This window comes from Baumannia cicadellinicola str. Hc (Homalodisca coagulata), assembly GCF_000013185.1.
GTDB lineage: Bacteria > Pseudomonadota > Gammaproteobacteria > Enterobacterales > Enterobacteriaceae > Baumannia > Baumannia cicadellinicola_E.
Window position 1 is genome coordinate 20,715 of record NC_007984.1, and the last position, 13,210, is coordinate 33,924.

Annotated in this window: 9 protein-coding genes; 3 read left to right on the plus strand and 6 right to left on the minus strand. The window is 33.8% G+C overall.

All coding sequences use genetic code 11. The features are described from left to right. Nucleotides 1-63: 63 nt before the first annotated feature. Nucleotides 64-1,221: a methionine adenosyltransferase gene (gene metK / locus BCI_RS00075; protein WP_011520227.1), complete on the plus strand. Its 1,158-nt coding sequence runs from the start codon at nucleotides 64-66 to the stop codon at nucleotides 1,219-1,221. A gap of 43 nt (nucleotides 1,222-1,264) precedes the next feature. On the opposite strand, the gene metR is transcribed toward metK, so the two are convergent. Then, nucleotides 1,265-2,173 (minus strand): HTH-type transcriptional regulator MetR, encoded by a 909-nt coding sequence (gene metR, locus BCI_RS00080; protein ID WP_011520228.1) that lies wholly within the window; start codon nucleotides 2,171-2,173, stop codon nucleotides 1,265-1,267. 102 nt (nucleotides 2,174-2,275) lie between these two features. On the opposite strand from metR, the gene metE reads away from it, so the two are divergent. Together metE and rmuC are read left to right on the plus strand one after the other, a co-directional pair. Continuing rightward, nucleotides 2,276-4,570 (plus strand): 5-methyltetrahydropteroyltriglutamate--homocysteine S-methyltransferase, encoded by a 2,295-nt coding sequence (gene metE / locus BCI_RS00085; RefSeq protein WP_011520229.1) that lies wholly within the window; start codon nucleotides 2,276-2,278, stop codon nucleotides 4,568-4,570. Between the two features lie 274 nt (nucleotides 4,571-4,844). Further along, entirely contained in the window at nucleotides 4,845-6,329 is a 1,485-nt protein-coding gene (rmuC, locus tag BCI_RS00090) for a DNA recombination protein RmuC (RefSeq protein ID WP_011520230.1), read from the plus strand. A gap of 98 nt (nucleotides 6,330-6,427) precedes the next feature. Here the strand turns inward: rmuC and BCI_RS00095 are convergent, their stop codons facing one another. The 5 genes from BCI_RS00095 to aroB form a co-directional block, all read right to left on the minus strand. Continuing rightward, a complete protein-coding gene (locus tag BCI_RS00095; RefSeq protein WP_011520231.1) occupies nucleotides 6,428-7,348 on the minus strand; it encodes a homoserine O-succinyltransferase in 921 nt (306 codons plus the stop codon). 253 nt (nucleotides 7,349-7,601) lie between these two features. After that, a complete protein-coding gene (gene plsB / locus BCI_RS00100; RefSeq protein ID WP_011520232.1) occupies nucleotides 7,602-10,067 on the minus strand; it encodes a glycerol-3-phosphate 1-O-acyltransferase PlsB in 2,466 nt (821 codons plus the stop codon). Nucleotides 10,068-10,244: 177 nt separating this feature from the next. Beyond that, entirely contained in the window at nucleotides 10,245-11,249 is a 1,005-nt protein-coding gene (gene trpS / locus BCI_RS00105) for a tryptophan--tRNA ligase (RefSeq protein ID WP_041574906.1), read from the minus strand. Between the two features lie 91 nt (nucleotides 11,250-11,340). After that, entirely contained in the window at nucleotides 11,341-12,030 is a 690-nt protein-coding gene (rpe, locus tag BCI_RS00110) for a ribulose-phosphate 3-epimerase (RefSeq protein ID WP_041574875.1), read from the minus strand. Between the two features lie 99 nt (nucleotides 12,031-12,129). Beyond that, on the minus strand, nucleotides 12,130-13,209 hold the full coding sequence (gene aroB, locus BCI_RS00115) for a 3-dehydroquinate synthase (protein WP_011520235.1): 1,080 nt from the start codon (nucleotides 13,207-13,209) through the stop codon (nucleotides 12,130-12,132). Between the last annotated feature and the right edge of the window lies 1 nt (nucleotide 13,210).

Consider the following 13,210-nt stretch of genomic DNA (forward strand, 5'->3'; position numbering starts at 1 on the left):
CACATGATACAGTAATGTATCTACCTGCTATTATTATATCCCAATCCAAAGGTAAACAGACCAATGGCTAAGCACCTATTCACATCGGAATCAGTTTCCGAAGGTCATCCTGATAAAATTGCTGACCAAATTTCTGACACAGTATTAGACGCTATTTTAGCCCAAGATTTAAAAGCACGCGTAGCTTGTGAAACTTATGTAAAAACAGGTATGGTACTCGTTGGCGGAGAAATTACAACTAATGCATGGATTGATATCGAAGAACTAACACGTAATACAATACGTGATATTGGGTATACGAATTCTGAAATGAAATTTGATGCTAACTCTTGTGCTGTTTTAAGTATTATCAGTAAACAGTCACCGGATATAAATAAGGGTATTAATAATATAGATCCAAGAGAACAGGGTGCAGGTGACCAGGGTTTTATGTTTGGTTATGCAACTAACGAAACCGATGTGCTAATGCCTGCACCTATTACTTATGCTCATCGTCTTGTTGCCCGTCAATCTCTCGTTCGTAAAAATGGTACTCTACCTTGGTTATGTCCAGATGCTAAAAGTCAGGTAACCTTTGCTTATGATGAAGGTAAAGTAGTAGGTATCGATACCGTAGTTTTTTCTACACAACACGTGGAAAATATTACGTTACCAAACCTAAAAGAAGCTGTTATGGAGGAGATTATCAAGCCAGTACTACCAATAGAGTTACTTTCAGAACACACAAAATTTTTTATTAATCCCACTGGTCGTTTTGTAGTTGGTGGCCCTATGGGAGACTGTGGTCTAACTGGTCGTAAAATAATAGTAGATACTTACGGTGGTATGGCACGTCACGGAGGAGGTGCTTTTTCTGGTAAAGATCCATCTAAAGTAGACCGCTCTGCAGCATATGCAGCACGTTACGTCGCAAAGAATATTGTTGCAGCTGGATTAGCAGAAAAATGTGAAATTCAAGTATCTTATGCGATAGGTATCGCTGAACCTACTTCTATAACGATTGAAACTTTTGGTACTGAAAAAATATCAGCTGACCATCTTACTGCTTTAGTAAATGAGTTTTTTGATCTACGTCCTTATAGCTTAATTACAATGCTCAACCTGCTACAACCTATTTACCGCGAAACAGCAACTTATGGCCACTTTGGTCGGGAGCATTTTCCATGGGAAAAAACAGATAAAGCAATATTATTACGTGATGCTGCAAGCTMAATATGCTAATATTACTAATATTTATTAGTTAATGAAATTATATTTATATATATTATATTAATGCAAGAGTTTTTACATAAGGTAAATAGATATTTGCATGTTGACAAGCTGATTTAATAAATGCTTCCGTTATTGGTTGTAGTTGCTCACCATCACGAACTGCCGCATAAAGACGACTCCATAATCCATCTCCCAGTGAAATAGTTTTAATGATCCCTTGGCGCTCAAAACTTTCTACTGCCCAATGTGGCAGTGCAGCAATACCCATACGAGCTGATACCATTTGTATAAGCAATAAGGTATTATCAACAGTTTTTAAAGTTGGATGAATTCCAGCTGGCTGCAGGAATTTACGTAAAATATCTATCCGGTTACGCTGTACTGGATAGATTAGTAATGTTTCTTGGCATAAATCATGGGGTATTATTATAGACTTATGAGTAAGATAATGATTAGGTGCTAATACTAATCTTACTTCGTAATCAAACATTGGAGCGTAATATAGACCACTCCGTACTAGTATATCTGATGTTAGGACTAAATCTAGTTGACCCTGTTGCAATGCTGGTTGTGGATCAAATACAACACCTGAGCGAAAATCCATCATGACTTTTGGCCACTGTTGATGAAACTGAGTAAGTGCAGGAGTCAGCCACTGAATGCAACTATGACATTCAATTGCTAAACGAATAGTAGTTTGGTGTGGTTTTTGACAAGTCTGCAGTGCCTGTTGTACTTGTGGTAAGATTTGTTCTGCTAGTTGTAGTAATATATTACCTTGTATAGTAAAGCGTAAAGGTTGGCTTTTTCGCACAAATAGTCTAAACCCTAATCGATGTTCAAGATCACTTAATTGATGTGATAATGCTGATTGAGTTTGATGAATTTGCACAGCGGCAGCTGCTAATGAACCGCTATTGCGTAACACTTGTAGAGTACGAAGATGCTTGAGTTCGATCATGAGAGTATTTCATATAGAAGTGAATAATTTGCGCTTGTTAACTATACAGTATACCTTGATTATAGACGTGTAAACATCTAGACGTCTTAATTGGAGAAGCTCATGACCATTTTAAGTCATATATTAGGTTTTCCGCGCATCGGCTTACACCGTGAATTAAAAAGAGCACAGGAAAGTTATTGGGATGGGCATATAACTCAGCAGCAGTTACTAAATACAGGGCGAGAACTACGTGCGTGTCACTGGCAACAGCAGAAACAAGCTGGTTTAAATATGCTTCCAGTAGGTGATTTTGCCTGGTACGATCATGTTCTTACTACTAGTCTAATGCTAGATAATGTGCCAGTACGTCATCGTAATGACGATGGTTCTAGTAATATTGATACCTTATACCGCATTGGGCGGGGCAACGCACCAACTGGTCAACCAGTAGTAGCATCTGAAATGACTAAATGGTTTAATACAAACTACCATTATATTGTGCCAGAATTTACCGTTGGTCAGCAATTTCGCTTAGGCTGGACTCAATTAATAGAAGAAGTTGACGAAGCATTAGCATTAGGTTATAATATTAAACCAATACTACTTGGTCCAATTAGCTATCTGTGGCTAGGTAAAGCTAAGGAAAAGCATTTTGACCGACTATCACTATTATCAGCATTATTACCTGTTTATCAGCAGATATTAGCATTACTGGCTCAACGTGGTATCGAATGGGTTCAAATTGATGAGCCAGCGTTAGTACTTGAGTTACCAACAGCATGGTGTAATGCTTACTATGATGCCTATACAGATGCTCTACAAGGATATAGTAAATTACTACTAACAACTTATTTTGATAGCATCGGGCATCATCTGAATATCATAACTAATTTATCAGTACATGGTTTACATGTTGATTTAATTGCCGGAAATGATGATGTAGAAGTTTTACATCGTACTCTACCATCCAACTGGGTACTGTCTGCCGGAGTAATAAATGGCCGTAATGTTTGGCGTGCTGATTTACCAAGTAAGTTTAAGCAACTACGTTCATTAGTTGGTCAGCGAGAACTTTGGGTAGGATCATCTTGTTCGCTATTACATAGTCCTATCGATTTAAGCATTGAGACTAGAATGGATCCAGAAGTAAAAAGTTGGTTTGCTTTTACTATACAAAAATGTAATGAATTAAAATTATTATGTAATGCGCTTAATAGGTTAGATGATACTAAATATCAAGCAATATTAGCTGACTATAGTGCACCTCTGTGGGCACGTCAGACATCAGAAAAAGTTCACAATCGACAGGTTAAAATACGGACAGAGCAAATTACTGAAAATCATAGTCAACGCCAGCAACATTACTTAGATCGAATAAATGTTCAGCGTGCACGATTCAATTTACCAATATTACCTACAACTACTATTGGTTCTTTCCCACAAACTACTGCAATACGCAGTTTACGTCTTGATTTAAAAAGTGGTCGAATAGATAACGAGTATTATAAAAACGCTATTTGTAACCATATTAAGCAAGCAATTACTGAACAAGATGCATTAGGACTAGATGTTTTAGTACACGGAGAGGCTGAACGTAATGATATGGTAGAATATTTTGGTGAGCATTTAAATGGCTTTATATTTACCCAGAATGGATGGGTACAAAGTTATGGCTCTCGTTGTGTGAAACCACCAATTATAATTGGTGATATCAGTCGTCCAAAACCAATTACCGTAGAATGGGCATGGTATGCTCAATCTTTGACTCAAAAACCAGTAAAAGGTATGCTAACTGGACCAGTAACAATTCTGTGTTGGTCTTTTCCACGTGAAGATCTTGACCGTAAAACTATTGCTAGGCAAATAGCTTTAGCATTACGTGATGAAGTAATAGATCTAGAAAATGCTGGTATAGGAATTATTCAAATTGATGAACCTGCTTTACGTGAAGGTTTACCTTTAAAATATTCTGCGTGGAAAGAATATTTGACTTGGGCCGTAGAAGCATTCCGCTTAAATGCAGCAGTAGCTAAAAATAATACACAGATTCACACTCATATGTGTTATAGTGAATTTAACGATATTATGGATTCTATCATTGCAATGGATGCCGATGTAATAACGATTGAAACTTCTCGTTCTAATATGAAGTTACTTGATACCTTCAAACAATACCAATATCCTAACGATATTGGACCTGGAGTATATGATATTCATTCACCTAACATACCTAGCGAAGATGATATAATTCAGTTACTACGTAAAGCGGCTCAAGTTATACCAATAAAACGTTTATGGGTTAATCCAGACTGCGGTTTAAAAACTCGTACCTGGTTAGAAACACGCAAAGCATTATCTAATATGGTTAATGCAGCACATAAACTAAGAAGAGAAGAAGAATATAACAGGTCATAGCTTGAAGTAAGTATTTACCAGACTAAAATCCAGACTAAAAATAGTAGTATTATAGTCTGGATTTTCTTCTTTTAATATTGTCTCGCTACTAAATATCTTCAACTTTTCGCTAAAAGTTATTAGTCTATCCTACATACATATTAATATATCCCTTATAAGCTAAGGGTAAGGTAAACTTATTGAAGTAATAATAATTTTTTATTAGCCATCTATCTATCATAAAATTATGGAGTATAAAATACCCTTTTTCCTCATAATAAATTGAGCATAACTAATGGATTCCCTACTATTATATAGTATTATTGGTTGTATATTCTTTCTGTTAGGAATACTAATTAGTTGGCTTATAGCTAATCTATTATATCAAAATAAATGCTTAGAACGCGAGAATAAATTATCTAGTTTAGCACAGCAGTTACAAATTGCTTATCAGAAACTTGAACAAAAGCTCTTTCAAGAAGAGCAGACAAAACAAGAATTATATAGTAGGCTTGCAGTTACTGAAGAACGTCTAATTTTTTTAGATCATTTGCGTCAGGAGTGTAAACATCTTAGTCAGGAATTACGCGTAGAACAGGAAAAAAATAGTAATCTTAAAGCTGAACTACGAGGAGTAACTATTTGTTTAGAAGAGACGAAGTTAGCAGCTAAAGAACATAAGCTTCTTCTTATTAAGAATGAACAAGAATTATCATCACAGTTTGAAAATCTTGCCTATAGAATTGTTGAACAAAGTAAATACCAAGTAAGTGAACATAACCAGCAAAGTATCGAACAACTACTGATTCCATTGCGTGAACAATTAGATGGTTTCCGTAGACAAATGCAGGAAAGTTTTAGCTATGAAGCACGCGAACGCCATACTTTAGCCCATGAAATTAGTAATTTACAGCAACTTCATATCCACATGGCTCAAGAAGCTCTTAATTTAACTAGAGCTCTAAAAGGTGATAATAAAATACAGGGACATTGGGGCGAAATAGTACTTAGTCGTGTTCTTGAAGCATCTGGTCTACGTGAAGGGCATGAATTTAATACTCAGGTCAATCTTCAGCATGATGAAGAACGGAGACTACAACCAGATGTTATAGTACGATTACCACAGGGTAAGGATGTAATCATTGATGCAAAAATGTCTCTCGTAGCTTATGAACGCTACTTTAATAGCGATAATGCAGCAGATCGTAATTTAGCATTAACTGAACATATTAACTCACTACGTAATCATATTAAACAACTTGGTAAAAAAGATTATCCACGATTACTAGGTTTAAAATCTTTAGATTATATTTTAATGTTTATACCAGTTGAACCTGCTTTCATGGTAGCTATTAATCATCATCCTGAGCTGATTAGTGAAGCTCAAGCGAATAATATTATGCTAGTTAGTCCTACTACATTATTAGTTGCATTACGGACGATCCATAATTTATGGCGTTATGAATACCAAAGTCAAAATGCTCAGAAGATTGCAGATCGTGCTACAAGGTTATACGATAAATTCCGTCTATTTATCGATGATATGAATCATATAGGTCAAAGTATAGAAAAATTAGAGTCTAGTTATCAACTAGCTATTAAAAAATTAGCTTATGGCCGTGGTAATCTGATTAGTCAGGCAGAAGTATTCAGGAAACTAGGAGTAGCAATAAAACGTCCAATAACATTGCTACCTATTAATAGTCAAGATAATAGTAGTATTTCATTAAATGAACAATTTTGTTCTGAAGAATTAGAAGATGAAAGTAATCCTCTATAGATTTTATTAGGATAAAATTATGTTAATTGGGTTATAGAACTTTATATTACTTGATGTATTATGTTCGTAAAAGTGAATTTCATGCATAAGCTTCTTTACTAAGAAGTAATTTTTAGTGATATCTCTTTTCTTGCTATAAAGTAATTTATCCAGTTAGAAAATAAAAGATAGCTGTGACTATTCCAGCTAATATTAGGTATTAAACTAGGATTATTTTTGGGAAAATAGTTAACTGGTATAGTTGGATTTAAGCCTTTTTTACAATCACGATGATATTCATTAGCTAGAGTTAAAAGATCATATTCAGGATGACCAGTAACAAATACCAGTTGTTTATCTGGACTAGTAAATAAATAAGCACCTACTTCGTTAGATTCCACTAAGATCTCTAAATCTGTATGTTGGCGAATAATATCTGTAGGAAAATCAGCATAGCGTGAATGAGGAGCTAAAAACGTTGGATCAAACCCCCTAGTTAGTAGGGCATTTTGGTTCATTGTATGATGTTGATAAATTCCAGATAGTTTAAACTTTCTAGTTTTTTTAGGTATTTTATAGAAAATATTGAGTGCTGCTTGTACTGCCCAGCATATAAATAATATCGATGTAACATGCTTTTTAGCCCAACGTAGTATACGGTTAATTTCAGGCCAAAATAAGACCTCACTAAAATTTAGTAGACCTAATGGAGCTCCTGTAACTAATAAACCACTAAAGTAATCGTCTTTAATATCGTCAAAATTATCGTAAAATTTATTTATATGTTCCGCCGGAGTATTTTTTGATTTATGGTTATCAATGCGTAGTAATTGAATATTAATTTGTAATGGAGAATTAGCTAATAACCGTAAGAACTGGTTTTCCGCTTCAATTTTATTTGGCATAAGATTAAGAATTAATATTTTTAGTGGAGATATTTTTATCATTTCAGTACTATTCTGCGAGTATGTCATGACAGATATATTTTTATTCTGCAAAAAATCAACGGCAGGTAACGTGTCGTATACCATAATTGGCATCACTTCTTACTCCTATGCTATCAATATAATAATGATTAAGATTATATTTTTTAGTAAAATTTATGCTATGATTTTATCTATTATGAATAATTATTCTCATTTCTTAATTAAAATTAATTAAGTAAAATTTATTCTATAATCTATAGTATAGATATGATTTTAATCATTCTATTAAATAGAAGTAAATAATTTTATTATTTCTATATTTAGAGTAGATAAGACGATGCCAAAAAGTTGATGTTTTAGACTTAATTTAATTAACTACTGTCTTAATATGGTACAACGCATTTGTTATACTAGTTTGTATTTCTGGGGATATTAAAGCGGATAAAAACTTATATATTTCTTTTGCTTGACTAGCATGTATCTCACCACTATCAGATAGATAACCTTCATGACGCAAGGTAGTAATCAAAGTAGAAAAGATAGTTTTATCGATAAATTCTAGTGCATATATACTATGTATTTTCGATAAATGTTGAGCAATAATAATACTCTGTTTCTCTAAAGAATAACGGTTAATACGTGTATAAGAACATAATAACGAAAAAGTTATAGCATAACGATATAACGTCTCTCTCCCTCCGCTTGCAGCTAAGAGCTGTAACTCATCCATACGTTTTGGAACAGGATATATCTTTGTTTGTTGCTCATATAATATGTCCTGCCTATGTAACTCCGTAATCATAAGATCAATAACATGCGGTAATTCTTGATAGCTAAATCGCATAAATAATTCTACTTTTAAGAGAGGATATAAGCTCAAAAGTTTTTGATGTATAAGCTTACGACTGATACCAGGTTGAGCAATAATAATAATTGCTAATAAAGAAGGCAAAATGAACAAATGCTGAATATTATTACGATAATAAGTAATAAGTGCAGTTTTTTCACTTGATACATAAATTATACTATTATTCTTAATAGTGAACTGATTAAGCGTTATTAAATGCTGAAATAAATCTTCAGGTGTAACATTGGGCACTGTCACTTCAGCATCATATGGAACATTGCGTAATAGCTCAAGATAACACTTAAGCTGCGATAATAATCGTGTCCTAGTTATTACTATTGAAGAACATGAATATTGACGAGAAGCTAATATAATGCTGGAACATAAATTCATAGCGTTAACCGCTACTGCGTTATTAATTCGGGTCATAATCGTTACAGCAAGATAATCCACTGTTAGTGCTAACCAGTTAGGTCTATTACCTTCAATAGAATTGATATCATCTTGCCATTGTGGTACTTGCTGATTAAGCCAAGTTAATAATGGCAATGGTTCACCAAAATTAATATATCCTCTACCTAGATTACGTAAATTACGTAATCCAGATATCATGTGGATCAGTCCTTCTTTTTTCTTAACTACTCCATATAACTCTTTAGTATAGGAAGCTACTTCTATAACATGTTCATAACTAATATAGACAGGTACTAAGATAATAGGTTTTTTTTTACCAAGATGTAACATTGATTGAATAGTGATAGTTAGAGTACCTGTTTTTGGTGCTTGCAACCTACCTGTACGCGAACGGCTACCTTCTAAAAAATACGCAACTGAATAGCCACCGTTAAATAGTTGATAAAGATATTCGCGGAATATCGCAGAGTAAAGCTTCTGATGACCTTTAAAAGTACGGTGTATAAAAAAAGCACCTAGTTTTCTAAAAATTTGACCAGCTGGCCAAAAATTAAGATTGATGCCGGCGGCGATGTACGGTATAACTAACCCCTCATGATATAAAATATAGGACAGCAATAAATAGTCCATATGACTACGATGGCAGGGTAAATAAATAATCTCATGTCCTTTTTCTGCTAGCTTACGAACTCTATCGGCATTACACACATATAAACCTTGATAAAGCATGTTCCAGATCCAACTTAAGACTCTGTCTGATAAACGTATAGTTTCATAAGAAAAATCAGCGGCTATTTCTTCTATTATTACGAGAGCTTTTTGCTGTGCTTGTTTGATCGATATTTTTTTGCTACGAGCTTCATCTTCGACTAATTTTGTTATTGTTTGAGAAGCAAGCAACTTCTCAAACAAATGCTTGCGAACTAGCAAACTAGGACCAATAGCTATGCGCTTTTGACGTAGAAAGTGAATACGTCCTAGACGAAATAATTTAAGTATCATAATAGAATTGATAGTATAGTTGCTATTAGCTATATAGCTTATTGGTATTGATCCTATGGGGGAAAAATAAATAAAACTATCACGACCTAACCATATCACATTGATAATTTTTTTTAACAAACAGAAAAATTGAATAGATGTTGTCTTCTTATTTTTATAGCTTTCTTTGCCGGGACAACGTCCAAACATTACCCATACTGGAAGTATTTGTATATTTGAACAGGAATTGTGACGATATAAAGTAATAAAATTATGCAGTATTCGCCCGTATTGCTGTTGTTTAGTCACATCAGAACGAATATGACAACTCTGATCAATAAAAAGATAACGCGGAAATCGAACCCCAKCTATAAATATAGGTTTAAGTGGGTCTGGTAACTGATATTGAATACATAGTATACGTAGAGTAAGTAGATCACATTTAGAATTATAGGGTAGTACATACATCATTGGTTCTTGTATATCTAAACATATTTCTGCTAATAACTTAGGAGGAATAATATGACTTCTTACTACTATCTTGAGTAGTAAATATAATATTTTATTATAAATAGCACGCCAATTAAACATCTATATGTAAAGTATCTAATAAAAATTTTAGGCTAACAAATATTATTTCGTGCATATTGAGTAACTAATTCATCTGTGGTTTCCTGACACTTAAATATTATGTTTAGGAAACATCTATTTAACTAGTTAGTAATTTGTTCTTTTGCATATTAGCAACGCGAATATGGCTAGATAAAATTAATTATTAACTAAACAACCTATAGCATTATATACATTAGCTAATGTAACGCTAGCATTCTGGCGTGCCTTTTCTGCTCCTTCGCTTAACACCTTACTTAGGTATGTTTCATCAGCTCGTAGTGTATAATAACGAGCTTGTAGTGAATTCAGCATTTCTGATACAGAACTGGCTACTATAGTTTTTAAATGTCCGTACATTTTTCCCTCAAACATTTGTTCTAATTGCGCGATGGGAGTATTACTAACACAGGATAAAATATTGAGTAAATTACTAATTCCCGGTTTATTTACTGGATCAAAGCATACTCTAGGTGGATAATCGGAATCGGTAACTGCATTTTTGATCTTTTGTGAGACTAACCTGGTATCTTCTAACAAAGTAATGACATTATTAATATTATCATATGATTTTGACATTTTTTTAGTAGGCTCGAGTAATGACATTACTCGAGCACCAACATTAGGAATAAGTGGCTCTGGTACGGTAAAAATGTTACTATAAGTAGTATTAAAACGTTGAGCAATAGTACGTATTAATTCTAGATGTTGTTTTTGATCTTCACCTACAGGAACTTTATTAGCTTGATATAACAAAATATCCGCTGCCATAAGTACTGGATAACTGAATAAGCCAACATTAATATTATTAGCATAACGTTTAGCTTTATGCTTAAATTGCGTCATACGGCTTAGTTCTCCAAAGTAAGTATAGCAATGTAACAACCAACTTAATTGACTATGTTCTGGAACATGTGATTGTAGAAAAACAACACTTTTTTTAGGATCAATACCACAAGCTAAGTATAAGGCAATAAAATCCAGCGACTTTTTACGTAACTGATTAGCTGATTGTCGGATGGTAAGAGCATGTAAATCTACAATACAATAGAAACATTCGTAATCATCCTGCATACTAACCCATTGACGTAATGCGCCAAGATAGTTGCCAATAGTTAATTCTCCTGATGGTTGTGCACCACTAAATACAATAGGCTTAATTATTTTATTTTTCATTTGTTACTTATACATGCTTCATTTATTATTAGCAGATTGCTCATCAGCTATCATAAATAGCAAAATTAATAACTTCTTCTTATGAAGAAAGATTACTTACTAACGAAATCTCATTGCGCATTGCGCTGATTACTGCTGCGTAATTCTGCTTGTTCTGGCAGAAGATAGCAGATCCTGCTACAGCAGCATCTGCTCCAGCATGAGCAATACTACCTATATTTTCTAAAGTTACGCCGCCGTCTACCTCTAGACGGATATTTAAATTATTTTGGTCAATAATTTTGCGTGCTTGTTGTATTTTCTTTAGTGTCATAGGAAGGAAAGATTGACCACCAAAACCTGGATTAACTGACATTAATAAGATAATATCAACTTTATCGATTATATATTCTAAGCAATAAAGTGATGTTGCAGGATTCATTGCTAGCCCAGCTTGACAATTTAGTTCTTTAATCATCTGTAAAGAACGCTCAATATGTTCAGATGCTTCTGGATGAAAAGTTATATAGTTAGCACCAGCAGCAGCAAAATCAGCAATTAATTTGTCAACTGGTTTAACCATTAAGTGTACATCTACTGGTATAGTAATACCATATTCACGTAATGCATTCAGCACCATCGGGCCCATAGTTAAGTTAGGCACATAGTGATTATCCATTACATCAAAATGGATTACGTCAGCACCTGCTGATATTACTCGTACAATATCTTCACCTAAACGGGCAAAATTGGCTGATAAAATTGATGGGATTATCAAAAATTTTTTCATTGACATATCATTGACGTTATCATGTAATTTTTATTAGTCAGTATGACTACTAATATAATATAATATACAGAATATAATTACATTATTATATCATCTTATTTAAATTAGATGAGCTATTAGTTTTTGCCATTCACTTATACGGTAAGTATGCACTTCTGCAGAACCAAGCTTTAATGGTAATATAATATGTAATATACCATTAGTAGTTTTCTTGTCGCGCATTATATATGGTAGATAATCTTCTAAAGAAATTTTCATAGGACCAATAACCGGTAAACCAGCACGTAATAGTAAGGTTTTAACACGTTCAGTATCTACATTGCTAAAATAACCAAGACTACAAGATACCTGAACTACAATCATTATACCAACAGCTACTGCTTCACCATGCAGCCAATTACCATAGCCCATATGAGTCTCAATAGCATGACCATAAGTATGTCCTAAGTTAAGTAACGTTCTTACCCCTTTTTCGTGTTCATCAGCTGTAACTATTTTGGCTTTTATCTCACAGCAACGGCGTATACACCAAGTTACAGTATGTGGTTCAAGTCCTAATAATGCATCAATATTTAATTCTAGCCAATTGAAAAAATTGACGTCAAAAAGGATACCATACTTAATTACTTCTGCCAGTCCAGAAGATAGCTCTCGTCGTGGTAATGTAGCTAAGCAATTTGGATCAATTATGACAGAAGTTGGTTGATAGATGGTACCAATCATATTTTTACCCAGTGGATGGTTCACAGCAGTTTTACCACCGACTGATGAGTCTACTTGAGAAAGAAGAGTAGTAGGTATTTGTATTATACGTACACCGCGTAAATAGTTTGCTGCTGCAAAACCAGCAAGATCACCAATAACACCACCACCGAATGCAATAATAGTTGTATCATTATTATGATATTTTTTTAGTAGTGCAGTAAAAATTTTATCTATCATTGCTAATGATTTATACTGTTCACCATCTGGTAAAATACATAAATCAATAATTATACCTAGCTCAGTTAATATCTGAGATAAAATCTCTAGATATAGTGATGCAATGTAGTTACTAGTAACTACTAATACTTTATCGCCACGTGCTAAGGGCCAAAAAGATGTAGGATCTTGAAGTAACCCATTTGCAATAATAATTGCATAGCTACGTTCTCCTAATGTAATACTAATTCTATCCATA

What these genes read in the sequence shown, in the direction of transcription:
- aroB (WP_011520235.1), bottom strand. Translation starts at nt 13,209, where the DNA reads ATGGATAGAATTAGTATTACATTAGGAGAACGTAGCTATGCAATTATT.
- metE (WP_011520229.1), top strand. Translation starts at nt 2,276, where the DNA reads ATGACCATTTTAAGTCATATATTAGGTTTTCCGCGCATCGGCTTACAC.
- rpe (WP_041574875.1), bottom strand. Translation starts at nt 12,030, where the DNA reads ATGAAAAAATTTTTGATAATCCCATCAATTTTATCAGCCAATTTTGCC.
- BCI_RS00095 (WP_011520231.1), bottom strand. Translation starts at nt 7,348, where the DNA reads ATGCCAATTATGGTATACGACACGTTACCTGCCGTTGATTTTTTGCAG.
- rmuC (WP_011520230.1), top strand. Translation starts at nt 4,845, where the DNA reads ATGGATTCCCTACTATTATATAGTATTATTGGTTGTATATTCTTTCTG.
- metR (WP_011520228.1), bottom strand. Translation starts at nt 2,173, where the DNA reads ATGATCGAACTCAAGCATCTTCGTACTCTACAAGTGTTACGCAATAGC.